Raw genomic sequence first — 24,532 nt, forward strand, 5'->3', positions numbered from 1 at the left:
CCGCCGTGGTGACGTGGATCGTGCTCGGGGTCGTGCTGTTTGCGCTGATCGTGCTGGCCCTGGCGGTCCAGCCGGTGCTGGCGCGCCTGCCCCGGCTGCGCCGCACGGCGCTGGCCCTGCAACGGCGCCAGGCCGACGCGGAGGCGCTGCGGTCCGCCGCCGAGGAACTCCAGGCCCGGGCCGAGTCGCTCCAGGAGCGGGTGGCCGTCGCGCAGGACCGGATGACGTTGATCAAGGCTCGGCGCGGAAAGTGATCGACGGCGGTCGGTCCGCTGCTCGGTAGCTGCGCGTTCGCGGCCGAATCCGCGCACGATTGCGCCCCCGTGGGTGGTTGACGGGACACTCCGGGTTGGCCGAGACTTCACCGACCAGGCCCGCAACCGGGGCCTGGCAGGGTGGCAACGGTCTTCGAGGCACGTACGATGGGCTGCGACCACCCCCCTCACCGACACAGAGCGACTGGAGCTTCCCATGGGTGCCCTCAAGCCGTGGCACATCGCCGTACTCGTGGTCGTGCTGATCCTGCTCTTCGGCGCGAAGCGGCTCCCCGACGCGGCCCGCTCGCTGGGCCGTTCGCTGCGGATCATCAAGGCCGAGACCAAGAGCCTGCACGACGATGACCGTGACCTGGCCGAGAAGGCCGACGCGCAGACCGCCTACCAGCCGCTCCCGCCGCAGCAGCAGGTCGCGCAGCCGCAGCAGCAGTTCGCCCCGCAGCCGCAGCAGCCGGTCGCCCCGCCGGTCGACCCGGTGCAGCGCGTCCGCGAGAACTGATCCGAGAGGGCCCCACCACCGTGGCCTTCGGGTTGAAGAAGCGCGGCCCGAGCACGTTCGAGCGGGCCGCCGACGGCTCGATGACGCTCATTGAGCACGTCCGTGAGCTGCGTAACCGGCTGTTCCGCGCGTCGCTGGCCGTCGTCGGCGGCCTGATCGTCGGCTTCTGGCTCGCAGATCCGGTCTTCCTGCTGTTGAAGCGGCCGTACTGCCGACTGCCCGACACGACGAACGCGCTGGGCCAGTGTCAGGACCTGCTGGCGCTCGCACCGACGACCGGGTTCGTGCTGAAGCTGAAACTCGCGCTCTGGCTCGGCCTGATCATCGGTGGGCCGGTCTGGCTCTACCAGCTCTGGGCCTTCATCGCCCCGGGTCTGCACCGTCACGAGCGCAAGTGGGCCTACGTCTTCGTGGCGATCGCCGCGCCGCTGTTCGCCGCCGGCGCGGTGCTGGCCTACTTCGTGGTCGACAAGGGCCTCAGCTTCCTGATGGAATCCGGAGTGGGCGGGCTGTCGAACCAGTTCGAGGTCACCGCGTACATCGGATTCATCACGAACATGATCCTGCTGTTCGGGGTGGCGTTCGAGTTCCCGCTGATCCTGCTCATGCTCAACTTCACCGGCGTGGCCACCGCCCGCCGTCTGTTGAGCTGGTGGCGCGTGGTGATCTTCGTGTCCTTCGCGTTCGCCGCGATCGCCACGCCGGACCCGGGTCCGTTCGGCATGACGTTGCTGGCCACCGCGCTGTCGCTGCTCTACTTCGTCGCGGTCGGGGTGGCCTTCGTCAACGACAAGCGGCGGGGGCGCGGCCGGGAGCTCTACTCGGGCGTCGCCGACGACGAGGTGTCGCCGCTGGACCTGTCCGTCGAGCCGGTCGGGGCCGCCGGCGGGGTCGAGGCGACCGCCCCGATCGGGACGCCCGAGCCGATCGCCACCCCGGCGCCGATCGAGCGCCGCTACGACGACATGACCTGACCGGCGCCGCCGGGCAGCACTTCACGCGAACGCCGTTCCCACTCGGGGGCGGCGTTCGCGTGTGTCACCGGGCGGATCAGAGCAGCGCCAGCAGCTGGTCCAGCGGCGCCGGGGTGCGGGCCGGGTCGAGGGCGTCGGCGAGCAGCGTCGCGTACTGGCTCTTGCGGCCGGACCGGGTGCCGATGAACCGGTGCAGCTGTCCGGCGAGCGGCCGCCCCTGCTGGGCGGGCTGCCGCTGGAAGCGCCGCAGCGACCGCAGGTCCCCGGCGGCCTCGACGAGCTGCTCGACCCGGGCCGTCCCGAGCGCGCGGATCAGTTCGTCCTCCAGGTCGGCGCGGCAGGCGTGGAAGCCGAGCCGGGCGATCCCGGCGGGGGACAGGGCGGTGCCGCGGGCCGCCAGGACCCGCCGGACGTATCCCTCCTCGCCGACGTCGTAGAGGCCGGTGACCCGGCGGCCGGCGAACAGGTCGAGGAAGTGCCGGAGGTTGGTCACGCCGCCCATCGGCACCACGGCCACCCCGGTCAGGGTGCGGCCCTGCCGGCGCGCCACCGCCTCGATGGCGCAGCGGTCACTGGCCCCCTCGACCAGCACCACGGTGCCGGCGGCCAGGCCCGCCGCGTCGGCCAGGGCGCTGCGCAGGTCCACGTCGCCACCCTGCCCGCCCGGGCAGCGGGCGGCAACCGGGTTTCCGACCCACCGGGAGCCCCGATGGGTCGGCATACTGGCGGCCGTGATCGACAACGACCGGGCGGGCCGCCCGGACCTGCCCTCGGCGCTGCGCTTCCTGACCGAACTGGTCGCCTGGGTCGCCACCCCGTGGGCCCTCGCCCCGCACTCCGCCGTGCTGGCGGTCGCCTCGGTGGTGCTGCTGATCGGCCTGCCCACCGTGTTCGCCACCCCCGGCGACAAGCGGCAGGTGATCGTGCCGGTGCCCGGGCTGGTCACCGTCGCGCTGGTGCTGCTGCAACTGGTCGCCGCCGTGCTCGGGGCCTGGGCGGCCTGGCCGCGGCCGGTCGCGGTCGCGGTGACCGTGCTGGCCGCGACCACGGTGGTGACCGAACTGCCCCGCTGGCGTCGGCTGGCGCCGCTGGCCCGCGACGGCCACCCGGCCCGCCGAACCGCCTGACCCCGCCCGCGGTTGCCGGCCGCCCGGTCAGGCCACCCGGCGGGCCGCGTCCGGCGGCGGGGCCGGGACGGCGTCCGGGTGCAGGATCGCCGCGATCGCCTCGGCGCCGTCGACCAGGCGCGGGCCGGCCCGCACGACCAGCCCGTCCGCGTCCAGCGCCCACACCTCCGCGCCGGGGAAGTGCGCGGCCACCCCGGCGGCCTGCGCGGCGGCCCCGTCCAGGTGGAATCCGCACGGCGTGACCAGCACCACCTCGGGCTGGGCGGCCCGGAGCGCCGCCCAGGTGGTCGGTGTGGAGTGGGCCCCGGGGTGGGTCGCCACCGGCTCGCCACCGGCGGCCTCGACCAGGTCGGGGATCCAGTGCCCGGCGCCGAACGGCGGATCCACCCATTCCACGACCGCGACCCGCCGCCGGGGTCGGCCGGCCACCGCCGCGCGGAGCGCCGCGAGCCGCGCCCGCAGCCCGTCCACCAGGGCCTCCGCCCGGTCCGGCACCCGGGCCGCCGCGCCCACCGCCAGGATCGTGCCCAGCACGTCCGCCAGGGTGTACGGGTCGAGCGACAGCACCTCCGCCCGGCAGCCGAGGTGGGCGACGGCGTCCGCCACCCGGCCCGACGGCAGGGCACAGACCTGGCACAGGTCCTGGGTGAGGATCAGGTCCGGGTTCAGCCCGGCCAGCGCCCCGGCGTGCAGGGTGTACAGGTCCGCGCCGGCGGTGAGCTGGCCCTTGACGTAGGCGTCGATCTCGCCGGGGCTCATGGCCCGGGTGTCCCGGCCGCCCACCACGACCGTGGTGCCGGCCCGGTACGCGGGCGGCACCGCGCACTCGAAGGTGACCCCGACCAGGTCGTCGCCGAGCCCCAGCGCGTAGACGATCTCGGTGGCCGAGGGGAGCAGGGAGACCAGGCGCATCCCGCCATCCTGCCGGCCTCCGCACTTCCCCCGATCCCCGGGTCCGTGCCGGGCTCCGGCGTTAGTCTGGGGCGGCGCCCGAGGCGGTGCGGACGCATCCGTCGTCGCGGCCGTCCGAGCATCGGTGCCGGCGGCGCGACGGCCCTCTTCCGGGAGGCGGTGCGGTGTCCGATCCGATCGAGGCGTTCTTCGCGCAGCTCAACCGGCAGGCACCCGAGCGGTTGCAGCGCCGCACCGCCGGCACGATCCGGTTCGAGCTGGAGGGGACCGACGGGCTCGACGTCTGGCACCTGACCATCAACCACGGGCGGCTCGCGGTGGAACGCCGCGCCCGGTTCGCCGACACGGTGATCCGGACCCGGCGGGACTTCTTCCTCCGGATGGTCCGGGGGGAGGCCAAGCCGCTCCCCGCCTGGCTGCGCAACGACATCACCGCCGAGGGGAATTTCCGGTTCGTGGTGCTGCTGGAGCGGCTCTTCACGGCGCCGCCCGGAGCGCGGCATCCGCGGGCCCGCGCCGCGGAGCGCGGGGAGCCCGGATGAACCCGAACCTGGTCCGCGTGCTGGACGGCAACGTCTTCGTGCTCAGCGAGGACAACGGTGACATCGAGGCGACCGCGGCCAATCCGGTCGGCTTCTTCGACTTCGACACCCGGTTCCTGTCGGTCTGGCGCCTCACCCTGGACGGCGAGCGGTTGACGTCGCTCTCCATCGCCGAGCGGGATCACCTCCAGCTCCGGTTCTTCCTGGTCCCGGGCGCCCCGACGCATTACGTGGACGCCAAGTCGTCGCTGATCCGGGAGCGGGCGATCACCGGCGGCGCCTTCGAGGAGCGGGTGACGGTGTTCAACCACCACCACGAGCCGGAGGAGTTCACCGTCCGGCTCGACGTGGGCAGCGACTTCGCGCCCGTCCTGCGTGCCGTCACGGAGCGCACGCCGCCGGGGCGGCTCTACCAGCGGATCGAGGAGCGCGGACTGTGCCTCGGCTACCAGCGGGAGAGGTTCCAGCGGGAGACGGTGGTGACCAGCAGCGAACCGGTGCGGGTGGACGAGCAGGGTTTCACCTGGACGGTGTGGCTGGCGCCCAAGCAGGCCTGGACGACGACGCTGCGGGTGCGGGGGTTGGTGCTGCGCCCGGACGGTTTGGACGTCCGGGACCGGTTGGAGCGGCGGCCTCGGGCCGGCGCCGAGGAACGGCAGGACGACCTGACCGGGTGGCTGTCCCGGACGCCGCAGCTCAGTTGCGACTGGGAGGCGCTGACCGAGATCTACCGGCGCAGCCTGGTGGACCTGGCGGCGCTGCGCTATTCGCCGCTGACCCTGCCCGACCAGGTGATGCCCGCCGCGGGCCTGCCGTGGGCGGCCACCATCACCGGCCGGGACAGCATCCTGACCAGCTTCATGGCGTTGCCGGTCGCGCCGGAGCTGGCCTCGGCGACCGTGCGGATGCTCAGCATCGACCAGGGCACCGTGCTCGACGACTTCCGCGACGAGGAGCCCGGCAAGATCCTCCGGGAGTTCCGCTACGGGGAGATGGTGGCCTTCGAGGAGAGCCCCCAGTCCCCGTACTACGGCACTGCCGACGCCACCCCGCTCTACGTGATCCTGCTCGACGAGTACGAGCGGTGGAGCGGCGACGTCGACCTGGTGCGGGAGTTCGAGGACGAGGCCCGGGCGGCCCTGCGGTGGATCGACGAGTACGGCGACCTGCTCGGCGACGGCTACGTCCGGTACCTGCGGCGCAATGAGCGCTCCGGGGTGGCGAACCAGGGCTGGAAGGACTCGCCGGAGGCGATCTGCTTCGCCGACGGACGGCTGCCCGACCCGCCGCTGGCCACCTGCGAACTCCAGGGGTACGCGTACGACGCGAAGCTGCGCGGCGCGCGGATGGCCCGGGAGTTCTGGGGCGACCCGGCGTACGCCGACCGGTTGGAGCGGGAGGCCGCGGCGCTGCGGGAACGCTTCGACCGGGACTTCTGGATCGCCGACCGGGGCTACTACGCGCTAGCCCTGGACGGCGACGGCGGGCAGGTCGACGCGCTGGCGTCCAACATGGGCCATCTGCTGTGGAGCGGCATCGTGCCGCCGGAGCGGGCGGCGCAGGTGGCCGCCCACCTGGTCGGGCCCCGGCTCTTCTCCGGCTGGGGCATCCGCAGCCTGGCCACGGAGCAGGAACGGTACAACCCGCTCGGCTACCACGTCGGTTCGGTGTGGCCGTTCGACAACGCACTGATCACCTGGGGGCTGCGCCGGTACGGCTTCGCCGAGGAGGCGGGGCGGATCGCCGAGGCCATGGTGGACGTCTCCCGGTACTTCCACGGCCGGCTGCCCGAGGCGTTCGCCGGCTATCCCCGCGAGCTGACCGAGTATCCGGTGAACTTTCCGACCGCGAACAACCCGCAGGCGATGGCGACGGCCGCCCCGTTCCTGCTGCTGCGTGCCCTGCTCGGACTGGAGGCGGCCGGCGAGCACCTGCTGATGACGCCGCGGGTGCCGGCCCGGTTCGGCCGGGTGGAAATGCTCGACGTGCCGGGTCGGTGGGGGCGGCGGGACGTGATCGGCAGCGGGCTGGCGCACCTCGGCCGCTGACCCGCCTCAGCGGGTGGCCGAGGTCGGGCCAACCTGTCCCCTTGCCAGGACGGCCGGCCCGCTTAGACTCTCCTGACTCCGCCGAAGTCCCCCCGGGCGGTGTGCCGGGGTGGTTGTCGGCGTCCGTCCTGGTCAGCACGCTGACCTCCGCCCCGGAGAGCCGATGAAGAGCCGTACCGCCGCCGTCGTGGCCGCGATTTGCGCCACCGCCGCCCTCACCGCCTGCGGTGACGACGACCCCGCCCCCACGGGTGTCGAGGTCCCGGTGACCGCCACCGACACCAGTTGCGAGGTCGCCACCACCCTCTTCAATCCGGGCGCGGTCACCTTCGCGGTGACCAACCGGGGGCAGCAGGCCACCGGGGTCTACCTGTACGGCCGTGAGGGGGACGGGTTCACCAAGGTGGTCGCTGAGGCGGCGGACGTCGCGCCGGGGAAGACCGGGGACCTGCGCGCCACCCTCGCCACCGGCTCGTACGAGGTCGCCTGCAAGCCCGGCCGGCAGGGCGACGGCGTGCGAAGCCGGATCACCGTCTCCGACGACGGCACCGTGGCCAGCGCCGCGGCCGAGACGGCGTACGACCGGGAGGTCGCCGTCGAGCTGACAGCGGCCGCGATCACCGGCGCCGACGGGCTGCTCGCCGAGCCCGGCGAGAAGATCCAGTTCCGGGTGACCAACAAGACCACCGGCGCCCGCACGCTGGACGTGCTCAAGCCGGACGGCAAGCGGGCCGCCCAGGTCAAGGCGGAGCCGAACGGCACGGCGCAGGTGGTCGTGACGTTCGGCGGCGTCGGCACCTGGACGCTGAAGGTCAAGGGCGACGGCGCCGCCGCCGTGACCAGGCGGCTCGTGGTGCGCTGACCGGTGAGCCCCGCCACGCGGCTGGCGGAACGGGTTCGCGGCGTCTCCCGGGCGGTCTAGTGTTCGCCCGGGGCCGCCGGCCCCGCCGCCGGCCGCACCGGCTCGGCACCGCTCCGCTCACCGGGAGGACCCCCGCCCATGCGCGCCACCGTGATTCACGGCCCGAACGACATCCGGGTCGAGGAGGTGCCGGACGCCGCCGTCCGCAACCCCACCGACGCCGTCGTCCGCACCGTGCTGGCCTGCATCTGTGGCAGCGACCTGTGGGCGTACCGGGGGGTGGTCCAGCGGCAGCCGGGGCAGCGCATCGGGCACGAGTTCCTCGGCGTGGTGGAGGCCGTCGGCGCCGAGGTCGGCTCGGTGCGGGTCGGCGACTTGGTGGTGGCGCCGTTCGTCTGGTCCGACGGGACCTGCGACTTCTGCCGCGAGGGGCTGCACACCTCCTGCCCGCACGGCGGTTTCTGGGGTTCCGTCGGCTCCGACGGCGGCCAGGGCGAGGCCGTCCGGGTGCCGCACGCCGACGGCACCCTGGTGAAGCTGCCCGCCGAGGCGGCCGGCGACCAGCGGCTGCTCACCGCGCTGCTGGCGCTCTCCGACGTGCTGGCCACCGGGCACCACGCGGCGCTCGCCGCCCGGGTCCGCCCCGGCGCCACCGTCGCCGTGGTGGGTGACGGCGCGGTCGGGCTCTGCGGGGTGCTCGCCGCGAAGCGGCTCGGCGCGGAGCAGATCATCGCGCTGGGCCGACACGCCGCCCGCACCGACATCGCCCGCGCCTTCGGGGCCACCGACGTGGTCGCCCAGCGGGGTGAGGAGGCGATCGCGGCGGTGCGGGAGCTGACCAAGGGGCAGGGCGCCCACGCCGTGTTGGAGGCGGTCGGCACCGAAGAGTCGATGCGGACCGCGATCTCCATCGCCCGTGACGGCGGTGCGGTCGGCTACGTCGGCGTGCCGCACGGCGGCAGCGCCGGGGTGGACATCCGGCAGATGTTCGACCGCAACGTGACCCTCGCCGGCGGCGTCGCGCCGGCCCGTGCGTACATCCCGGAGCTGCTGGCCGACGTGCTGGACGGCGCCATCGACCCGTCTCCGGTCTTCGACCGGTCGGTGACCCTCGACGGGGTGCCGGACGGCTACCGGGCGATGGACGAGCGGACCGCGCTGAAGGTGCGCATCACCTTCTGACCGGCGCGCCTCCCGCGGGGGCGTCAGCGCTGGTAGTGGCCGAACTGGCTGCTCAACGCCAGCCCGGTCGAGCAGCGCAGCTCCCCGGGGGCGAGCTGGGTGTGCGACGGCCGCCACGTCTCGACGCCCTGTGCGGTGACCCGGGCCAGCAGGCAGTCGTACTGGGCGGCGCGCAGGGCCACCGCGACGGTGCCGCCGGCGGCGGCGACCTCCCGCTGCACGGCGGGATCCAGCCCGAGGGCGTCCACCGCGGCGCGGACGGCGGCCTCGTCCGGGCCGGCGGCCCCGAGGGCCCGCTTCAGGCGGGCGTCCACGCCGCTCAGCGAGGGGTCCGGCCGGATCGGCAGCGGGTCGCCCGCCGGGCAGTCGATGCCGTCGTCGCGGCTGTCCCGCTCGGGGCCCAGCCGAAACCGGAAGCAGACCTCCTCGTCCCCCTCGACCACCGTGCCGTTGCCGTTGACCCCCTGGCCGTGCCCGGTGACCCGGAGGACCAGCGTGACCCCGGTCTGCCAGTGCGTCTCGCCCTGGACCTGGAGCACGGCCACCGCGGGCTCCTGCGCGGCGGTGTGCGCGTAATCCGTTGCCCGGTAGAGGTGGTCGCGCTCGAAGCGTGCCTGGACCCGGTCGACGGTCTTGGTCGCGTCGGCCACCGCGCTGTCGTGCCAGGCCGGCTCGACCGGGCGCTGCGCCCACCAGAGCCCGGCGGCCAGCAGGAGCGGGGCGAGCGCGATCGGGGCGGCGACGGCGAGCAGGGTTCGGGTGCGCATCACGGGGAGTATGCCGGGCGCTCACCCGCGCCGCCGCCCCGTCGATCGCGAACAGGGGTGTCTCCCCTGGTGAGCGGGGTGGCTCGTGTCGTACCGTGCTCGCCGTGACCGCGCACGATCTTGTCCCGCCCGGCCCGGTGGCCGTGCTCGCCAACCCGACGGCCGGCCGGGGACGGCACCGTGGCCTGCTGCCCCAGCTGCTGGAGCGGCTGGGCGGCGCCGGCCGGCCGGTCGAGCTGCTGCGGGCGCGTACCCCGGAGGAGGCGGAGGCGGCGTGCCACGCGGCGGTCGCGGACGGCGCCGGGGCGCTGGTCGCCGTCGGCGGGGACGGCACGGTGCACCGGGCGTTGCAGGCGGTCGGCGGCACGACGGTGCCGTTCGGCCCGGTGCCCGCCGGCACCGGCAACGACTTCGCCGTCGACACCGGCTTCCCGGCCGACCCTCTCGCCGCGGTGGAGGTGATCGCCGACGCGCTGCGCGCCGGCCGCACCCGCCCCGTCGACCTGGCCCGGCTGACCACCCCCGGCGGCGGCGACCGGTGGTACGGCGCCGTGCTTGCCGCCGGCTTCGACGCGATCGTCAACGAGCGGGCCAACCGGATGCGCTGGCCGCGCGGCCCGCGCCGCTACGACCTGGCCATCCTGGTCGAGCTGGCCCGGCTGCGGCCGCGCCGCTACCGGCTGCGCCTCGACGGCGCCGAGCACGAGGTGGACGCCGTGCTGGTGGCGGTCGGCAACACGGCCAGCTACGGCGGCGGCATGCGGATCTGCCCCGACGCGGATCCGAACGACGGCCTGCTGGACGTCGTGGTGGGCGGTCGCTTCGACCGGCGAACGCTGATGCGGGTCAAGCCCCGGATCTACCAGGGCACCCACGTCACGCACCCGCTGGTCCGCAGCTACCGGGCCCGGACCGTCGAGCTGGACGCCGAGGGCATCACGACGTACGCCGACGGGGAGCGGGCCTTCGACCTCCCGGTGCGGGTCAGCGCGGTGCCGGCGGCGGTGCGGCTGCTGCGCTGACCAGCGCGCCGCCCTCGGCGCCCGCCACGTCGGGCGGCGGCGCGGTTGCCGGGGCGCCGGCGCGTACCGCGCCGATGCTCGCGGCGATCACCAGGCCGATGGCGAGCACCTCCACCGGGTGCAGCGCCTGGTCGAGCACCAGCCACCCGGCCAGCGCGGCGATGGCCGGCCCGAGGCTCATCAGCACGGCGAAGGTCGCCGTGGGCAGCCGCCGCAGCGCCAGCAGCTCCAGGGTGTACGGGAGCACCGAGGCGAGCAGGGCCAGCCCGGTGCCGAGCCCGAGCACCGCCGGGTGCCAGAGCCGGCCGCCCGAGCCCACCAGCCCGATCGGGAGGGTGACCAGCGCGGCGACCGCGAGCGCGAGCGCCAGCCCGTCGGCCCGGGGGAACCGCCCACCGACCCGGGCCGAGCAGACGATGTACGCCGCCCACAGCGCGCCCGCGACCAGCGCCAGCGCGGCGCCGACCGGGTCCAGCCGGTCGAACCCGCCCTGCCCGAGCAGGGCCACCCCGGCCAGCGCCAGCCCGGCCCAGCACCAGGCGGCCAGCCGCCGGGCGGTGACCACGGACAGCGCCAGCGGGCCGAGCACCTCCAAAGTCACCGCCGGTCCCAGCGGGATCCGCTCGATCGCCTGGTAGAAGATCGAGTTCATGCCGGCCAGGGCCAGCCCGAAGGCGAGCACGGCCGCCCAGTCGCCCCGGGCGTGCCCGCGCAGCCGGGGGCGGCACACGGCCAGCATCAGCAGCGCGCCGATGGTCAGCCGCAGGGTGACCGCCCCGGCCACCCCGGTACGCGGAAACAGCAGCGCGGCCACGGCCGAGCCGAACTGCACCGACAGCGCCCCGCCGAGCACCAACCCGACCGCGCCGAGCCGGCCGCCGGAGAGTCGTCCGGTGACCCGGGCACGAAAGGAGCGGTCGGCCGTCATGCCGTTACGCTAGCGCCGCTGGTCAGCTCCGGCGCCGCCGGGCGGCCGACCGCCCGGCACGCGGCATCCGACGCGAGCGGTGCGGTCAGTTCCGAAGCGCGAGGTCGAGCACGGCGCCCAGGCCGTTCGGTCGGCCGGGGTCGGCGCCGGGCAGCACCAGCACCTCGCAGCCCGCCGCCACGGCCCCCGCGTCGGCGGGGCTGTCGCCCACCATGAGCGCCCGCTCCGGGTCGACGCCGAGCATCCCGCAGGCCCGCAGGAAGATCCCCGGGTCCGGCTTGCAGCGTCCCACCTCGTACGACAGGGCCCAGGCGTCGATCAGCCCGTCCAGCTTCCACGCGGCGAACAGCGGCCGGAGGTCGAAGCCGATGTTGCTGACCAGCGCCACCTTCACGCCGGCCTCCCGGAGCGCGAGCAGCACCGGCTCGGTGTCCGGGTACGGCACCCAGCCCTCGGGGATCAGCACCCGCTCGTAGAGCGCGTCGGCGAACCCGTCGATGCCGGCCTCGACCGTCTCGGCCAGCCCGGTGTAGGCGCCCCGGTGGGCGTGCGGGTAGAGATCCCGGTCGGCCCAGAGCTCGGCCAGCCGGGGCGGCACCCGGGCCGGCTGCGGTCCGCCGGCGCGGCCGGCGGTGAGCAGCCGGTCGGCCAGCGCGGTGGCCCGCACCCGCTCCAGCTCGACCCCGCAGGCCGCCGCGGCGGCGAGCACCCACTCGCGGGGCTCCTCCACCTGCGCGAGGGTGCCGTGGAAGTCGAAGAGCACCGCCTCGACGGGGCGACGGGACGGGCTCGGGCGGACGGCGTCGTCCGCGCCGCTCGAGACTCGGGGCGGTTCGGCATGATCCGGCACGTCGTGCACCCTACCGACCCGCTCCGACCCACCTGCCGGACGGCCTTGGCCGGTGGTCGTCGTCCCCAGCGATTAATCTTGGGGACATGTCGAGCCCCGCCGAGCGGTACGCCGCGGCGCGCCGCCGGGCCGCGCAGGCCTCCGCCTTCCCGGCCCTGGACGAATTCGCTCTCGATCTGGGGTTCGACCTGGACGACTTCCAGCGGGAGGCGTGCGAGGCCCTGGAACGGGGAAGCGGCGTGCTGGTGTGCGCGCCGACCGGCGCCGGCAAGACCGTGGTGGGCGAGTTCGCCGTACACCTGGCACTGCGCGGCACGCCCGGGAAGCCGGCGGCGGCCGACGGCGGCGGGGGTCCGACCATCCGGCGCAAGTGCTTCTACACCACGCCGATCAAGGCGCTCTCGAACCAGAAGTACCACGACCTGGTCGACCGCTACGGCGCCGAGCAGGTCGGCCTGCTCACCGGCGACAACGCGATCAACGGCGACGCGCCCGTGGTGGTGATGACCACCGAGGTGCTGCGCAACATGCTCTACGCCGGCTCGGCCACCCTGGAGGGCCTGGCCTACGTGGTGATGGACGAGGTGCACTACCTCGCCGACCGGTTCCGCGGCGGCGTCTGGGAAGAGGTGATCATCCACCTGCCCGCCTCGGTCACCCTGGTCTCGCTCTCCGCCACCGTCTCCAACGCCGAGGAGTTCGCCGACTGGCTGGTCACCGTGCGCGGGGAGACCGCCGTGGTGGTCAGCGAGCACCGCCCGGTGCCGCTCTGGCAGCACATGCTGGTCGGCAGGCGGATGTTCGACCTGTTCCACGACGCCGACGCGGCCCGCAAGCACGACGTCCACCCCGAGCTGCTGCGCTACACCCGGGACACCGTGCGCCGGCTGGAGCTGGGGGAGGGGCGCAGCGCCGGCCCCGGCGCGGGCCGGCGCGGACCCCGCTGGCGCGGCCCGATGCGCCCCGACATCGTCGAGCGGCTGGACCGGGAGAACCTGCTCCCGGCGATCCTGTTCATCTTCAGCCGGGCCGGCTGCCAGGCCGCCGTGCAGCAGTGCCTCGCCGCCGGGCTGCGGCTCACCTCGCCCGAGGAGCGCACCGAGATCCGCCAGGTGGTCGAGTCGCGGATCACCGCCATCCCGGGCGAGGACCTGACCGTGCTGGGCTACTGGGAGTGGCTCGACGGGCTGGAGCGGGGGCTCGCCTCCCACCACGCCGGCATGCTGCCCGCGTTCAAGGAGGTCGTCGAGGAGCTGTTCGTGCGCGGCCTGGTCAAGGCCGTCTTCGCCACCGAGACCCTCGCCCTGGGCATCAACATGCCGGCCCGCTGCGTGGTGCTGGAGCGCCTGGTCAAGTTCAACGGCGAGGCGCACGTCGACCTCACCCCGGGCGAATACACGCAGCTCACCGGACGGGCCGGCCGGCGCGGCATCGACGTCGAGGGGCACGCCGTGGTGGTCTGGTCGCCGGAGACCGACCCCCGCCACGTCGCCGGCCTCGCCTCCACCCGCACCTACCCGCTGCGGTCCAGCTTCCGGCCCTCCTACAACATGGCCGTCAACCTGGTCGGCACCGTCGGCGCGGAGCCGGCCCGGGCCCTGCTGGAGTCGTCCTTCGCGCAGTTCCAGGCCGACCGGTCGGTGGTCGGCCTGGCCCGGCAGGTGCAGCGCAACACCGAGACCATCGAGGCGTACGGCGCCGAGGCATCCTGCCACCAGGGCGACTTCGACGAATACTTCGCCCTGCGGGTGGCCATCGCCGACCGGGAGCGCGCCATGGCCCGGCAGGGCCAGACCCAGCGGAAGGCGGCGGCCGTCGCCTCGCTGGAGCGGCTGCGGGTGGGCGACGTGATCCGGGTGCCCTCCGGCCGGCGGGCCGGGCTGGCGGTGGTGCTCGATCCGGCCACCGGCGGTTTCGGCGAGCCCCGCCCGCTGGTGCTGACGCAGGACCGGTGGGCCGGGCGGGTCAGCCCGGGCGACTTCACCACCCCGGCGGAGGTGCTCGCCCGGATCCGGGTGCCCAAGCACTTCAACCCCCGCTCGCCGGCGGCCCGACGCGACCTGGCCGCCGAGGTCAGCGGCACCGGGCTGGACCGGCACGGCGGCCGGCGGGGCGGGCGGTCCCGGCAGACGGTCGGCGAGGACCACCAGCTCAGCCAGCTCCGCACCGAGCTGCGCCGGCACCCCTGCCACGCCTGCCCCGACCGCGAGGAACACGCTCGCTGGGCCGAGCGGCGGCGCCGCCTGGAGCGCGACACCGAGGAGCTGCGCCAGCGGGTGGCCGGGCGCACCGGTTCGCTGGCGCGCACCTTCGACCGGATCGTCGCGCTGCTCACCGCGCGCGGCTACCTCTCCGCCGACGGCGAGGTCACCGACGCCGGCCGGATGCTCGGCCGGATCTGGACCGAGGCCGACCTCCTGGTGGCCGAGTGCCTGCGCCGCAAGGTGTGGGACGGGCTCTCCCCGGCCGAGCTGGCCGCCGCCGTCTCGGTGGTGGTCTTCGAGGCGCGCCGCGACGTCGACGAGCGGGCGTCCATGCCGCGCGGCGCGGTCGTCGACGCGGTCGACGAGACGCTGAAGCTGTGGGGCGACATCGAGGCGGACGAGGCCTCCCGCGGCCTGGCGGTCACCCGCGAGCCGGACCTCGGCTTCGCCTGGCCGATCTACCGCTGGGCGCGCGGCGAGGCCCTCGCCAAGGTGCTCGCCAGCGGCCACCAGATCGACGGCGAGATGCCGGCCGGCGACTTCGTCCGCTGGAGCCGCCAGGTGGTCGACCTGCTCGGCCAGCTCGCCGACTCCGGTGGCGCCTCCACCGAGCTGCGTTCCACCGCCCGGCAGGCGATCGCGGCGGTCAACCGGGGGGTCCTGGCCTACCACGCCGCCGCCTGATCCGGCCGGGCCCGACCTGGCCCGGGCGGGCCGTCAGGACCGGGGCATCGCGAGCGCGTCCACGAGGCGCCGGCACGAGCCGGCCAGGTTCCACCGCTGCGCCAGGTCCAGCAACCGGTCCGGGTCCGCCGGCGCCGTCGGCAACGCGGTGGCCAGCTTCGGCAGCGGTACGTCGAGGGCGACCCGGACCACCTTCGGCGCGACGGCCAGGTAGTCCCGCGCGGCGTTGAGCTTGGTGCGCAGCCCGGGGGCGAAGCCGGAGCCCGGGTCGTCCAGCGCGGCGAGGATGCCGGGCAGGCCGTCGTAGCGCTCGATCAGGCGGGCCGCGGTCTTCTCGCCCACCCCGGGCACGCCGGGCAGGCCGTCGCTCGGGTCGCCGCGCAGCGCGGCGAAGTCGGCGTAGCGGTCGGCGGGGACGCCGTAGCGGGCGCGGACCGCGGCGTCGTCGCAGTCGTCGAGCTTGGCCACGCCGCGCCCGACGTAGAGCAGCCGCACCTGGCGGTCGTCGTCGACGAGCTGGAACAGGTCACGGTCGCCGGAGACCACCTCCGCCGGGCCGGGCTGGGTCACCGAGAGGGTGCCGAGCACGTCGTCGGCCTCGTAGCCGGTGGCGCCGACCGCGGTGATGCCGAGCGCGTCGAGCACCTCCAGGATCATCGGCACCTGCGGGGAGAGGGTGTCCGGCACCACCTCGCCGCCCTCCGGCGCCACCCGGTGCGCCTTGTACGACGGCAGCAGCTCCACCCGCCACGCCGGTCGCCAGTCGTGGTCGAGCGCGCAGACCATCCGGTCGGGCCGACGGGTGCGGACCAGCTGGGCCAGCATGTCGAGGAAGCCACGGACGGCGTTGACCGGCTGGCCGTCGTCCGTCTTCGCCGCGGACTCGGGGATGCCGAAGTAGGCGCGGAAGTAGAGGCTCGGGGAGTCGATCAGCAGGATCGGGGATCGGTGTGCCACGGCGACAGCCTGGCACAGCCCACCGACGAGGTGGGGGACGCGACGGCAAAACACCATCCATGTACATCATGTACATGTACTGTTTCGAGCATGGACGGAACGCCGATCGGTCCCAGCCCCGGCCACCTGGTCTGGCGGCTGGCGATGCGCTGGCGGGTGGCGGTCGACCGGGCGCTCGCCCCGCTCGGCCTCACCCACGCGCAGTACGTGCTGCTCTCCTCGCTGCACGGGATGCGCCGCGCCGGCCTGCACCCGAGCCAGCGCGAGCTGGCCGACCACACCGGCCTGGAGCCGCTCTACGTGTCGAAGCTGGCCCGGGCCCTGGAGGCCGACGGGCTGGTCCGGCGCGAGCGCGACGCGGCCGACACCCGCGCGGTCCGGCTCACCCTGACCGACCGGGGTCGCGAGGTGGTCCGCCCGGCGATCGACACCGTCCAGGCACTGCTCGGTCAGCTGCTCGCCCCGCTCGGCGGCCGGGACGACCCGCGTACGGCGGGGTTCGTCCGCGACCTGACCACGCTGCTGGACACCCCGCTCGACCCACCCGACTGACGAAGGAGTGCCGGGAGATGCCCGAGACGCAGGTGCTCGACTCGACCATCCACCACGAGGAGACCGGCGCCGGGCCGGCGTTCGTCTTCCTGCACGGCAACCCCGGCTCGTCGCACACCTGGCGCCACGTGCTGCCTGAGATCGGCGCGGGCCGGCTGCTCGCGCCCGACCTCATCGGCATGGGCCGCTCGGGCAAGCCCGACTCCCCGTACCTCTTCGCCGACCACGCCCGCTATCTCGACGCCTGGTTCGACGCCCTCGACCTGGACCGGGTGGTCCTGGTCGGCCACGACTGGGGCGGCGCGCTCGCCCTCGACCGGGCGGCCCGGCACCCCGAGCGGGTGCGGGGCGTGGCGTTGCTGGAGACCATGGTCAAGCCGATGGCGTGGAGCGACCTCTCGCCGCAGGCCCGGGCCCGCTCCGAGGCGATCCGCACGCCGGGCGTGGGCGAGCAGCTCGTGCTCGACCAGGACCTGTTGGTCCGGCAGGCGTTCACCGGCGGGGTGCTCCAGCCGGTCGGCGAGGAGGACCTGAAGACCTACCTGGCGCCGTACCCGACCCGGGAGAGCCGTCGGCCGCTGCTGGCCTGGGCACGTCAGATGCCGCTCGGCGGCGAGCCGGCGGAGCTGGTCGCCCGGATCGAGGCGTACGACCGGTGGCTGGCCGCCAGCGATCAGGTGCCCAAGCTGCTGCTGACCTTCGAGGGCTCACCGACCCTGCTGATCACCCCGGAGCTGGCCGACTGGTGCGCGCGGAACATGGCGGCCCTGGAGACGGTCGCCTGCGGGCCGGCCGGGCACCACGCCCCGGAGGACCGCCCCGCCGAGATCGCCGCCGCCATCTCGGCGTGGGCGGACCGCCACCGGCTCCGCTGACCCGCCCCGGAGGCCGAAACCGGGCGGCGCGGCCGGCGTCGGGTGCGCAGACTGGCGGGGTGACGTTCGTACCCGGGCTGACCCTGGCCCACCGGTTTCACGACGAGGTGGTCGCCCCGCTGCTGGCCCGCCGGCTGCCCCGCCTGCGCTACGCGGCCGGGCTGCTCGACGGCGGCTCCGAGCTGCTCGGCCTGGACACGCCCCGGTCGACCGACCACGACTGGGGGCCGCGCACCCAGCTCTTCGTCGACGCCGCGGCCGAGGTGGCGTCGGTGCGGGCGGTCCTCGACGCGGAGCTGCCGACCGAGTTCCTCGGCTGGCCGACCCGGTTCACCGGCGGCCCGACGGTCCGGCTCGGCGTGGCCCGGGCCGACGGCGAGCGGCTCGGGGTGAGCGTCGACGAGCTGGGGGCGTGGCTGCGCGACCGGCTGGGCGGGGACCCGCAGGCCGGGATGACGGTGGCGGACTGGCTGGCCGCGCCCACCCAGCGGCTCGCCGAGCTGACCGGCGGGGCGGTGTTCCACGACGGGCTGGGCGGGGCGCTCACCGCGGTGCGTGCCCGCCTGGCGTGGTATCCGGACGACGTCTGGCGGCACGTGCTGGCGGCCGGGTGGCAGCGGGTCGGGCAGGCCGAGCACCTGGCCGGCCGCTGCGCCGAGGTCGGCGACGAGCTGGGCAGCCGGGTGGTGACCGCCGGGCTGGCCCGCGACCTGATGCGCCTCGGCCTGCTGCTGCACCGCCGCTGGCCCCCGTACGCGAAATGGCTCGGCACGGTCTTCGCGGCGCTGCCGTCGGCGGGGCCGGTGGTGGACGCGCTGACCGTCGCCCTCGGAGCGGACGGGTGGTCCCGGCGGCAGGCCGGGCTGGTCCGCGCGCTGGAGACGGTGGCGGCCTGGACCAACGACACCGGGCTGGCCGCGCCGGTCGACCCGGCCGCCCGGCCGTTCCACGACCGGCCGTTCCTGGTCCTGCACGCCGAGCGGTTCACCGCCGCGCTGCGCGCCGCGATCACGGACCCGGCGCTGCGCGCCCGCCCGCCGGTCGGCGCGGTGGATCAGTACCTCGACAACGTCGACGTGCTCACCCGCCCGGAGCGGGCCCGGCGGGTCGCCGCGGCCGTCCTGCCGGACTGAGCGCCGACGGTCCCGCCGGCGGCGGACGCGCGCCGGGTCCGCCGGCCGCCGGCGTCAGGCGCGGCTCGCCGGAGCCTCCTGCCGGTGCCGCGCGAACTCCCACGGGTCGTGCGCGGAGACGACGTCGACCTGGTCCGGCTGCCCGGCGAGGAGGGCCTGGAGCCGTCCCACGTTGCGCAGCCGCAGCGGACGGTCCGTCTCGACGGACGCCTGCAGGGCGTCGAACGCCGACGGGGTCGGCGGCAGCCCCGGCTGGACCTCCCCGTGGTAGAAGTAGGCGTCGCCGGCGTGGACCAGCCACGCCGAGCCGGCGCCGGTGGGGCGTCGCACCGCCACGGCGACGTGTCCCGGGGTGTGCCCGGCCAGCGGCACCAGCAGGATCTCCGGCGGCAGGCCGTCGAGCTGCTGGACCCCGTCGAATCCCAGCCAGCGCTCTCCGTCGTCGCTGGAGTAGGTGACCCAGCTCGGGTCGTGCGCCCAGTGCGCCGGCAGGTAGCGGTCGTGGCCGGTGACCGTGGCGGCGCGGTGTTCGGCCTCGTGCAGGTGCACCCGCGCGTGCGGGAAGTCGGCCAGCCCGCCGGTGTGGTCCCGGTGCAGGTGGGTCACCACGACGTGGCGTACGTCGGTCGGGTCGTACCCGAGCCGCTGGAGCTGGCGGACGGCGGTCTCCTCCGGGTCGAGGACGGGCTGGGCCCAGGCGAGGAAGTCGGGGCCGAGCCGCCCCTGCGGGTCCTGGACGTCGAGCGTGCCGTAACCGGTCTCGACGAGCACCAGGCCCGCGGAGTCGGTCTCGACGAGCAGGCAGTGGCAGACTGCGGGCATCGGCCGGAGCGTGCCGTCCGGATCGGACGGCGGGGCGACCTCCCGCATGGAGCCGCAGTTGAGATGGTGGATGCGCATGGTTCCCCCTGAGCTGGCGACGAACGGCCGTGCCGAACGCTAGGAGGCGGTCTCGTGACTCACCAAACGGTTGGCCACGACGGGGTGGACCTGCGCCGGCTCTGCTCCGGCAGGGACGCCCGCCCCGATCCGTCGTGTCCGGTGGAGGTCACCCTGGCCGCGCTGCGCGGCCGCTGGACCGCCCTGGTGATCGGCGCGGTCGCCCGGGGTCCGCACTCGTTCAGCGACCTCGCCCACGCGCTGCCGACCCTGTCGGACAAGGTGCTGACCGATCGCCTGGTCCAGCTGGCCGCGGCCGGTGTGGTCGCTCGCCACCGAACCCCGTCCTGGCCGCCCCGGGTGACCTACACGCTCACCGAGCGTGGCCGGGACCTGCTGCCGGTTCTCCGGGCGCTGTGGGACTGGGGTGCGGCGGAGGCCGGCTAGCCGGGCTCAGCGGGCGGCGACGCTTTCCCGGTCGGCCGGCTCGTCGACCCGCAGGTCGGTCAGCTCGCGCAGGTGGCGCACCGGGGACACCAGCAGGGCCAGGGGAGCCAGCACGGTGGCCGCGGCGAAGCAGAACAGGGTGACCCGGCCTCCGACGGCGCCGGCGAGCGCACCGGCGAGCAGCCCGCCCACCGGGATGGCGCCCCAGGAGACGAAGCGGACCGTGGCCATCACTCGGGAGAGCAGGTCGGGTGGGCTGGCGGTCTGCCGGTAGGTGCGGGTGGTCACGCTGAGCACCACCACGCCACCGGCGAAGACCACGTTGCCGGCGGCGAAGGCGAGGTACGCCGGCCAGCCGGCGCCCAGCGGCACCAGGAACGCGCCGCCGACGGCCACCACGCAGGCGACCAGCAGCGACCGGGCGGTGCCCCACCGTCGGGTGATCCACGGGGTCAGGGTCGCGCCGACCAGCGAGCCGACCCCCTCGACCGCGAGCAGCACGCCGACCAGGGCGGCCGGGGCGTGCAGCTCGCGAACCAGGTAGAGGGGGTAGACGGCGAGCTGCGCCCCGCAGACGAAGTTGACCGCGGTGGCCGTCCACATGGTCGGGCCCATCACCGGGTGGCGGGTGACGTACCGCCAGCCCTCGCCGATCATGGCGCGGACCGGGGGCCAGCGGTCCGGGGCGTCGACCCGGCGGGCGGGCAGCGACCCGAGCAGCGCCGCGGAGACCAGGTAGCTGACCGTGTCGACCAGCACGGCCGGCACCGCGCCGAGGGCCTGCACCGCGAGGCCGCCCAGGGACGGGCCGCTGAGCTGGGTGGCGGCGTGGGTGGCCGAGGTGAGGCTGTTGCGGGTGTGCAGTTGGTCGCGGCCGACGATGGCCGGCAGGAAGGTGGCGTTGGCGACGTCGAACAGCACGTTGGCGAAGCCGACCACCAGCGCCACGATCACCAGCTGGGCCACGGTGAGCCGCCCCCACCACCAGGCGAGCGGCACCGAGGCCACCGCGGCGGCCCGGGCCAGGTCGGCGCCGACCTGCGCCCCGCGCAGCGGCAGCCGTTGGACGATGACGCCGGCCGGCAGCCCGATCACCAGCCAGGCGACATAGCTCGCGGCGGCCACCAGGCCCATCTCGAACGCGGACGCGTCCAGCACGGTCAGCGCGGTGAGCGGCAACGCGATCGCACCGACCGCCGACCCCACCGAACTGGTGGTGCCGGCGGTCCACCAGCGCCAGAACACCCCGGCCCCCTGCTCGACGGACATGCCGTCAACCCCCGATCCGAGCCAGTGAGTTCCAATCTGAAACGGACTATATTCGGGGCTGCGGATCGAGTGGGAGGTGGGATGTGAGACGGGCGGACCTCGGCGATGCCGACTGCGGCATCGCGCAGGCGCTCGGTGTGCTGGGCGACTGGTGGACCGTGCTGATCGTGCGCGAGATCGCCGGCGGCGTCACCCGGTTCGACGGGCTGCAGCGCGAGCTGGGCGTCAGCCGGCGGGCCCTCACCGAGCGGCTCGGCGGGCTGGTCGCGCACGGCGTGCTGCGCCGCGACCCCTACTCGGCGCACCCGCCGCGCCACGACTACCTGCTCACCGGAAAGGGGGAGGCCCTGCTGCCGGTGCTGGTCGCCCTCCAGGACTGGGGCACCCGGCACGTGATGGGCGACGGCGCGCTGACCGTCACGGCCGACGAGGACTCGGCCGAGGCACGCCGGGCGCACCGGCTGGTCGCCCGCCGCGTACCCCCGATGAGCCTGCCCCGGCACGACGGCGGCGCGGAGCCGCCGGCGGTGCCCGGGCGGTGGACCGTGCTCTACTTCTTCCCGGGGGCGTTCGCGCCGGGCGCGCCGGCCCTCCCGCCGGGGTGGGGCGAGATCCCCGGCGCCGCCGGGTGCACCCTGGAGTCGCGGACGTACGCCGACCGGCACCCGCTGTTCCGGGCGGCCGGGGCCGAGGTGCGGGGGGCGAGCACCCAGCGCCCGGACCAGCTCGCCGCCTTCGCCGCGCACGCCCGGTTGCCGTTCCCGCTGTTGTCCGACGAGGACGGTCGGCTCGCCGCCGGCCTGCTGCTGCCGACCTTCCGGGCCGGCGGCGTGGCCCGGTTGAAGCGGCTCACCCTGCTGCTGGACCCGGAGGCGGTGGTGCGGGCGGTGCAGTTCCCGGTCACCGACCCGGCCGGCTCGGTGGACGGGATGCTCGCCGAGGTGCGCCGCCGCACCGCCGCCCAGGCGGCCTAGGCGCGGGCCGCCGTCCCGGCGGGCAGCCACTCGGCGGCCAGCAGCGACCAGACCTCGATGTCGAGCCGCTCGCCGAGGAACGGAAACGCGCCACGCAGCACGCCCTCCCAGGTCATGCCCAGCCGCCGCGCCACCGCCCGGCTGCGCGCGTTGTGCGGCACGGTCCGCCATTCCACCCGGGCCAGGCCGCGCTCGCCGAGCGCCCAGTCGATCATCCGCTGGGCGGCCCGGGTCACCAGCCCGTGCCCCTCGGCCTCCGGCGCGAGCCAGACCCCGATCTCGCAGGCCCCGGCGGCGGCGTCGAAGGTGCGGAACAGGGTGCCGCCGACCAGTTCCCCGTCCAGCCGGATGCCGTGGATGGAGCCGGCGTCGCGGGCCTGGGCGTCGGCGTAGCGCTGGAGGAAGGCGCGGGCGGTGTCGGCGTCGGTGATCGTGTGCGCCCAGGGCAGCCAGGGCGCGAGGTGGGTGCGGGTGCGCGCGACGAAGTCGGCGAACTCGGCCGCCTGCCACGGGGCGAGCGGGTGCAGGGTGGCCCGGTCGGTGAGGGGAAGGGAGAACATGTCGCTCCAAAGTGCGTACCGAACGTTTGTTATGTACTGTAGCCCCCGTGCCGGCACGAGGTGACCACGACGCCCGCCGCGCCGACGTCTCGGCGGCGGTCTGGCGGGTGCTGGCCGTCCGCGGTTTCGGCGGGCTGACCCTGCGGGCCGTCGCCGCCGAGATGGGGGTCTCCACCGGCCTGCTGACCCACTACTTCCCGAACAAGCGGGCCCTGGTGCGGCACGCCGTCGACGTGGCCGAACGGCACACCGACGCGCGCGACCGCCACGCCGCGGCGGGGGAGGGCCGGCCCGCGCTGCGCGCCGCCCTGCTCGACGTGCTCCCGCTGACCGACGAGGCGACGGTGATGAGCCGGGTCTGGGTCAGCTACTGGGACGGCGCGCTGGCCGACGAGGAGTTCGCCGCCGATCAGCGCCGCCGCTACGACCGGTGGCGGGCGCGGCTGCGCGCTCAGGTGGATGCCGCGCTCCGCGGGGCGCCGGCCGGACCGGGCACCGACCCCGACGACCTGGTGGCCACCTGCGCAGCCTTCGCGCACGGCCTGGTCGTCCAGGCACTCTTCGACCCGGCCGCCTTTCCGGCACGCCGGCAGGTGGCCCTGCTCGACCGCTTCCTCGCCGACCTGTTCCCGGCCTGACCGGACCCCGACCGGCGGCCGCCCCGGGAGGACTTCCGGAAGCTGTTGTCGGCCATCCGGCCGGGCCCTAGACTCCGATTCGGACCGCTCGATTTGCGGTCGTCTATCTCGTCTCCGAGGGTCCGGGCCGCCGTCGAAGGCGCCTCGCCGGCGAGCACGCCGCGGGCGCACCCGCCCTGCGCGGCGTCCCCACCACCTCAGGAGATGCCATGCTGCCCAGAAGGAGAAGACTCAGACTGCTCGGCGCCGCCGTGGCCGCCGCCGGGCTGGCCGCCCTCGCGGCGCTCACCGCTCCCGGCCCCGCCACGGCCGCCGCGCTGACCCGCAGCAGCCAGTGCTTCGACGTCTCCTCGCCGCAGGCGCTGCGCCGCGACGGCGGCAGCGACCCGGTCGGCATCAAGTCGATGGTCGACCACGTGCGGCAGCGTTACCTCGTCGACCCGAACCGGATCTTCGCCACCGGCGTCTCCTCCGGCGCCATGATGACCAACGTGCTGCTCGGGCTCTACCCGGACGTGTTCAGCGCGGGCGCGGCCTTCGCCGGGGTGCCCTTCGGCTGTTTCGCCACCAGCAACGGCTCGGAGTGGAACAGCGAGTGCGCCAACGGCCAGGTCGTGAAGCCCCCGCAGCAGTGGGGTGACCTGGTCCGCAACGCGTACCCGGGGTACAGCGGTCGGCGGCCCCGGATGCAGCTCTGGCACGGGACCAGCGACGAGACCCTGCGCTACCCGAACTTCACCGAAGAGATCAAGCAGTGGACCGACGTGAACGGGTTGAGCCAGACGCCCGCGTACACCGACAGCCCGCAGGCCGGCTACACCCGCACCCGCTACGGCGGCACCGGCGGCACCGCGACGGTCGAGGCGATCAGCATGCAGGGCGTCTCGCACAACCTGCCGGTCGACGCGGCCCAGGCTGTGCGGTTCTTCGGGCTGGACACCACGACGCCGCCGACCAGTCCGCCGCCCACCAGCCCGCCGCCGACGAGCCCCCCGCCCACGACGCCACCGCCGAGCACGCCGCCGCCGTCCGGCGGGTGCCGGGTCGCGTACGGGGTGAACGCGTGGAACACCGGCCTCACGGCGTCCGTGACGATCACCAACACGGCCGCCACGGCGGTCAACGGCTGGGCCCTCGCCTTCACCCTGCCCGGCGGGCAGAGCATCACCAGCGGCTGGAACGCCACGTACGCCCCGGCCAGCGGGGCGGTGACCGCCCGCAACGTCTCCTACAACGGCACCATCGCCCCGAACGGCTCGGTGAGCATCGGCTTCCAGGCCACCCATACGGGCAACACGGGCCGGCCGAGCTCCTTCACTCTCAACGGCACCCCCTGCACAGTCACCTGAGCTCTGGGCGGCGGCCGTCGGGA

At 75.1% G+C, this 24,532-nt stretch carries 26 protein-coding genes; 17 read left to right on the plus strand and 9 right to left on the minus strand.

All coding sequences use genetic code 11. From position 1 onward, the window contains the following. Positions 1-5: 5 nt before the first annotated feature. From ACFYPD_RS28815 to tatC, 3 genes are all read left to right on the plus strand, one after another. Complete coding sequence (locus ACFYPD_RS28815; RefSeq protein ID WP_387120110.1) at positions 6-254, plus strand: hypothetical protein; 249 nt, start codon at positions 6-8, stop codon at positions 252-254. Between the two features lie 217 nt (positions 255-471). Continuing rightward, a complete protein-coding gene (gene tatA, locus ACFYPD_RS28820; RefSeq protein WP_387120113.1) occupies positions 472-774 on the plus strand; it encodes a Sec-independent protein translocase subunit TatA in 303 nt (100 codons plus the stop codon). Positions 775-794: 20 nt separating this feature from the next. Then, positions 795-1,748, plus strand: a complete 954-nt coding sequence (gene tatC / locus ACFYPD_RS28825) for a twin-arginine translocase subunit TatC (RefSeq protein WP_387120116.1) — start codon at positions 795-797, stop codon at positions 1,746-1,748. Between the two features lie 76 nt (positions 1,749-1,824). Here the strand turns inward: tatC and ACFYPD_RS28830 are convergent, their stop codons facing one another. Then, positions 1,825-2,394: a TOPRIM nucleotidyl transferase/hydrolase domain-containing protein gene (locus ACFYPD_RS28830; protein WP_387120119.1), complete on the minus strand. Its 570-nt coding sequence runs from the start codon at positions 2,392-2,394 to the stop codon at positions 1,825-1,827. Positions 2,395-2,479: 85 nt separating this feature from the next. On the opposite strand from ACFYPD_RS28830, the gene ACFYPD_RS28835 reads away from it, so the two are divergent. Further along, positions 2,480-2,875, plus strand: a complete 396-nt coding sequence (locus ACFYPD_RS28835; RefSeq protein WP_387120122.1) for a hypothetical protein — start codon at positions 2,480-2,482, stop codon at positions 2,873-2,875. A gap of 27 nt (positions 2,876-2,902) precedes the next feature. Here the strand turns inward: ACFYPD_RS28835 and ACFYPD_RS28840 are convergent, their stop codons facing one another. Further along, the gene (locus tag ACFYPD_RS28840; RefSeq protein ID WP_387120125.1) at positions 2,903-3,787 is read right to left on the minus strand and encodes an ABC transporter substrate-binding protein; all 885 of its coding nucleotides are present in this window, start codon (positions 3,785-3,787) and stop codon (positions 2,903-2,905) included. A 164-nt stretch (positions 3,788-3,951) separates the two neighbouring features. Between ACFYPD_RS28840 and ACFYPD_RS28845 the strand changes: the two genes are divergently transcribed. The 4 genes from ACFYPD_RS28845 (at position 3,952) to ACFYPD_RS28860 (ending at position 8,421) form a co-directional block, all read left to right on the plus strand. Continuing rightward, entirely contained in the window at positions 3,952-4,329 is a 378-nt protein-coding gene (locus ACFYPD_RS28845) for an SCP2 sterol-binding domain-containing protein (RefSeq protein ID WP_387120128.1), read from the plus strand. After that, on the plus strand, positions 4,326-6,377 hold the full coding sequence (locus ACFYPD_RS28850; RefSeq protein ID WP_387120130.1) for a glycogen debranching N-terminal domain-containing protein: 2,052 nt from the start codon (positions 4,326-4,328) through the stop codon (positions 6,375-6,377). Before ACFYPD_RS28845 ends, ACFYPD_RS28850 begins: the two co-directional genes overlap by 4 nt. 163 nt (positions 6,378-6,540) lie before the next feature. After that, positions 6,541-7,239 carry a hypothetical protein gene (locus tag ACFYPD_RS28855; protein WP_387120133.1) on the plus strand — a complete coding sequence of 233 codons (699 nt, stop codon included), beginning with the start codon at positions 6,541-6,543 and terminating at the stop codon, positions 7,237-7,239. Between the two features lie 138 nt (positions 7,240-7,377). Beyond that, a complete protein-coding gene (locus ACFYPD_RS28860; protein WP_387120136.1) occupies positions 7,378-8,421 on the plus strand; it encodes a zinc-dependent alcohol dehydrogenase family protein in 1,044 nt (347 codons plus the stop codon). A gap of 23 nt (positions 8,422-8,444) precedes the next feature. Here ACFYPD_RS28860 and ACFYPD_RS28865 read toward each other — a convergent pair whose 3' ends face one another. Beyond that, the gene (locus ACFYPD_RS28865; protein WP_387120138.1) at positions 8,445-9,188 is read right to left on the minus strand and encodes a hypothetical protein; all 744 of its coding nucleotides are present in this window, start codon (positions 9,186-9,188) and stop codon (positions 8,445-8,447) included. Between the two features lie 95 nt (positions 9,189-9,283). On the opposite strand from ACFYPD_RS28865, the gene ACFYPD_RS28870 reads away from it, so the two are divergent. Then, positions 9,284-10,210 (plus strand): diacylglycerol kinase, encoded by a 927-nt coding sequence (locus tag ACFYPD_RS28870; protein ID WP_387120140.1) that lies wholly within the window; start codon positions 9,284-9,286, stop codon positions 10,208-10,210. On the opposite strand, the gene ACFYPD_RS28875 is transcribed toward ACFYPD_RS28870, so the two are convergent. Both ACFYPD_RS28875 and ACFYPD_RS28880 read right to left on the minus strand, forming a co-directional pair. Then, positions 10,173-11,138: a DMT family transporter gene (locus tag ACFYPD_RS28875; RefSeq protein ID WP_387120143.1), complete on the minus strand. Its 966-nt coding sequence runs from the start codon at positions 11,136-11,138 to the stop codon at positions 10,173-10,175. The two genes, ACFYPD_RS28870 and ACFYPD_RS28875, sit on opposite strands and share 38 nt — an antisense overlap. 85 nt (positions 11,139-11,223) lie before the next feature. Then, positions 11,224-11,988 (minus strand): HAD family hydrolase, encoded by a 765-nt coding sequence (locus tag ACFYPD_RS28880; RefSeq protein WP_387120146.1) that lies wholly within the window; start codon positions 11,986-11,988, stop codon positions 11,224-11,226. Positions 11,989-12,074: 86 nt separating this feature from the next. On the opposite strand from ACFYPD_RS28880, the gene ACFYPD_RS28885 reads away from it, so the two are divergent. Further along, complete coding sequence (locus tag ACFYPD_RS28885; RefSeq protein WP_387120149.1) at positions 12,075-14,876, plus strand: DEAD/DEAH box helicase; 2,802 nt, start codon at positions 12,075-12,077, stop codon at positions 14,874-14,876. Between the two features lie 33 nt (positions 14,877-14,909). Here the strand turns inward: ACFYPD_RS28885 and ACFYPD_RS28890 are convergent, their stop codons facing one another. Continuing rightward, on the minus strand, positions 14,910-15,833 hold the full coding sequence (locus ACFYPD_RS28890) for a 5'-3' exonuclease H3TH domain-containing protein (protein WP_387120152.1): 924 nt from the start codon (positions 15,831-15,833) through the stop codon (positions 14,910-14,912). A 90-nt stretch (positions 15,834-15,923) separates the two neighbouring features. Between ACFYPD_RS28890 and ACFYPD_RS28895 the strand changes: the two genes are divergently transcribed. Genes ACFYPD_RS28895 through ACFYPD_RS28905 form a run of 3 tightly spaced genes read left to right on the plus strand, consistent with a single transcriptional unit; the run spans position 15,924 to position 18,393 of the window. Continuing rightward, entirely contained in the window at positions 15,924-16,385 is a 462-nt protein-coding gene (locus ACFYPD_RS28895; RefSeq protein WP_387120155.1) for a MarR family winged helix-turn-helix transcriptional regulator, read from the plus strand. Continuing rightward, complete coding sequence (locus ACFYPD_RS28900; RefSeq protein ID WP_387120503.1) at positions 16,382-17,260, plus strand: haloalkane dehalogenase; 879 nt, start codon at positions 16,382-16,384, stop codon at positions 17,258-17,260. Before ACFYPD_RS28895 ends, ACFYPD_RS28900 begins: the two co-directional genes overlap by 4 nt. Positions 17,261-17,319: 59 nt before the next feature. Then, positions 17,320-18,393 (plus strand): DUF4037 domain-containing protein, encoded by a 1,074-nt coding sequence (locus ACFYPD_RS28905; protein WP_387120157.1) that lies wholly within the window; start codon positions 17,320-17,322, stop codon positions 18,391-18,393. A 54-nt stretch (positions 18,394-18,447) separates the two neighbouring features. On the opposite strand, the gene ACFYPD_RS28910 is transcribed toward ACFYPD_RS28905, so the two are convergent. Continuing rightward, entirely contained in the window at positions 18,448-19,293 is an 846-nt protein-coding gene (locus ACFYPD_RS28910; protein WP_387120160.1) for an MBL fold metallo-hydrolase, read from the minus strand. Positions 19,294-19,347: 54 nt separating this feature from the next. Here ACFYPD_RS28910 and ACFYPD_RS28915 point away from each other — a divergent pair, with 54 nt between their 5' ends. Continuing rightward, a complete protein-coding gene (locus ACFYPD_RS28915) occupies positions 19,348-19,719 on the plus strand; it encodes a winged helix-turn-helix transcriptional regulator (protein WP_387120163.1) in 372 nt (123 codons plus the stop codon). Between the two features lie 6 nt (positions 19,720-19,725). On the opposite strand, the gene ACFYPD_RS28920 is transcribed toward ACFYPD_RS28915, so the two are convergent. Beyond that, positions 19,726-20,988: an MFS transporter gene (locus ACFYPD_RS28920; protein ID WP_387120166.1), complete on the minus strand. Its 1,263-nt coding sequence runs from the start codon at positions 20,986-20,988 to the stop codon at positions 19,726-19,728. A gap of 83 nt (positions 20,989-21,071) precedes the next feature. On the opposite strand from ACFYPD_RS28920, the gene ACFYPD_RS28925 reads away from it, so the two are divergent. Continuing rightward, positions 21,072-21,962: a winged helix-turn-helix transcriptional regulator gene (locus ACFYPD_RS28925; RefSeq protein ID WP_387120169.1), complete on the plus strand. Its 891-nt coding sequence runs from the start codon at positions 21,072-21,074 to the stop codon at positions 21,960-21,962. Here the strand turns inward: ACFYPD_RS28925 and ACFYPD_RS28930 are convergent. Continuing rightward, positions 21,959-22,522 carry a GNAT family N-acetyltransferase gene (locus tag ACFYPD_RS28930; protein WP_387120171.1) on the minus strand — a complete coding sequence of 188 codons (564 nt, stop codon included), beginning with the start codon at positions 22,520-22,522 and terminating at the stop codon, positions 21,959-21,961. The two genes, ACFYPD_RS28925 and ACFYPD_RS28930, sit on opposite strands and share 4 nt — an antisense overlap. Positions 22,523-22,569: 47 nt before the next feature. Between ACFYPD_RS28930 and ACFYPD_RS28935 the strand changes: the two genes are divergently transcribed. Together ACFYPD_RS28935 and ACFYPD_RS28940 are read left to right on the plus strand one after the other, a co-directional pair. Then, positions 22,570-23,160, plus strand: coding sequence for a TetR/AcrR family transcriptional regulator (locus ACFYPD_RS28935; protein WP_387120174.1), 591 nt, complete (start codon positions 22,570-22,572; stop codon positions 23,158-23,160). 209 nt (positions 23,161-23,369) lie between these two features. After that, positions 23,370-24,509, plus strand: a complete 1,140-nt coding sequence (locus tag ACFYPD_RS28940) for a PHB depolymerase family esterase (RefSeq protein WP_387120177.1) — start codon at positions 23,370-23,372, stop codon at positions 24,507-24,509. The last annotated feature ends 23 nt before the right edge of the window (positions 24,510-24,532 follow it).

This window comes from Micromonospora sp. NPDC005299 (genome assembly GCF_042872345.1).
Lineage (GTDB): Bacteria > Actinomycetota > Actinomycetes > Mycobacteriales > Micromonosporaceae > Micromonospora.